Genomic DNA, 1,472 nt, shown 5'->3' with positions numbered 1-1,472 from the left:
GGTTACAGGGTTCGAGGGTGACGACGGCGGTGCCGCCGCGGGCCCGCTCCCCCGCCGCGCGCAGCGCGACGACCTCGGCGTGCGGGCCGCCCGCGTGGGCGTGCCATCCCTCGCCCGCGACACGGCCCCGCGCGTCGAGGACGACGCAGCCGACGACGGGGTTGGGGCTGGTGGCGCCGAGGGCGCGGGCGGCGAGCTCGATGGCGCGGCGCATGGCGTCGCGTTCTGCGAGGGGCGCTGCGGCTGGGGTGGCCACCGGGTCCTCCTGCCTGGTCAGGCACGGACTCCGGGGCTGTCGGAACGACAAGGAACGGGAACACACCACGGCTACGCGGACGCCGGGATACAGATCGCCCAGGGGAGGACGAGCCGTCGGCGACGGCGTACCGAAACGAGCCCGCCGCGCACTGCCTCCCATCCGGACTTTAACCGTCGGTCCAGGAGTTTCACCTGGTCAACCGGCCGCTGGAGGCGACCGGGTCGCGGACTGTAACCGCCGGTTCGGACTTTCACCGACCCCGGAGTGCGCTTGCGTATATCAGTACGGGTCCAGTCTGCCACGTCTGATCGAAGGCCATGCGAGCGAACTGTTGTGCACTGGGTCACACGGCCCGGCCCGCGGGTCGCGCTCCGGGCGGCCGGGCGGGGTCAGCGGCCCGGCGAGAACAGCGCGTCGTGGGCGGCGTCCATCGCGGTCAGGACGGCGCCGCGGAGCACCGCCGAGCCGCCTACGGACGTGGCCCGCACCTCGGTGCGCAGCGGGGACATCCCGGCGAGGCGCCGCTCGACGCGGCCGGCGAGGGCCGCGCCGCCCGCCCGGCCGCTCTCGCCGCCGAGGACGACGCAGCCCGGGTCCAGTACGGCGCACAGGGCGGCGGCGCCGAGGACGACGCGGTCGGCGAGCGCGTCGAGGAAGGCGGCGCCCCGCTCCCCCGCGTCGGCCGCGGCCCGTACCGCCGCCTCCGCCGCCGCGGCCCCGTCCGGGAGCCCGGCCGCCTCCGGGACAGCCGCGAGACGGTGTTCCCGGGCCAGGGCGCAGACGGCGGCGCTGCCCGCGAGGGAGTGGAAGCCGCCGTCGCAGGCGGTGGCCGACGGCAGGGCCGCGGCGCCGGGGACCGGCAGGAAGCCGATCTCGCCGGTGCCGCCGGACGCGCCGCGGTGGAGTCGGCCGCCCAAGACGACGGCCGCGCCGGTGCCGTGCCCGAGCCAGAGCAGGACGAAGGTGTCCCGGTCGCGGACCGCGCCGAGGCGCTGTTCGGCGACGGCGGCGAGGTTGACCTCGTTCTCCAGCAGCACGGGGACGGCCAGCCGTTCGCGCAGGGCGGCGGAGAGCCGGCCGTGCCAGCGCGGCAGGCCGCCGGTGGGCGAGAGCGCGCCGGTGGCCGGGTCGATCAGGCCGGGCGCGCCGACCCCGACGGTGTGCAGGCGGGCGGCCCCGGCCTCCGCGACGGTACGGGCGACCAGTTCGACGG

1 protein-coding gene, 1 pseudogene and 1 riboswitch are annotated in these 1,472 nt (G+C 77.4%); the gene and the pseudogene both read right to left on the bottom strand.

The genetic code is table 11. The annotated features are described in order from the left end of the window. Positions 1–214, bottom strand: a pseudogene (locus ACFU99_RS43420) (riboflavin biosynthesis protein RibD); the annotation flags it as partial. Between the two features lie 186 nt (positions 215–400). After that, positions 401–531, bottom strand: a riboswitch (FMN riboswitch). A 117-nt stretch (positions 532–648) separates the two neighbouring features. Next, positions 649–1,472: ROK family protein (locus ACFU99_RS43415; RefSeq protein WP_384404258.1), on the bottom strand; the 824-nt coding region annotated here is incomplete at its 5' end.

The sequence above is a fragment of the Streptomyces sp. NPDC057654 genome, from assembly GCF_042800135.1.
GTDB lineage: Bacteria > Actinomycetota > Actinomycetes > Streptomycetales > Streptomycetaceae > Streptomyces.
Note: the sequence above shows the minus strand (reverse complement) of the source record. Positions and strands in the feature narration are given on the sequence as shown.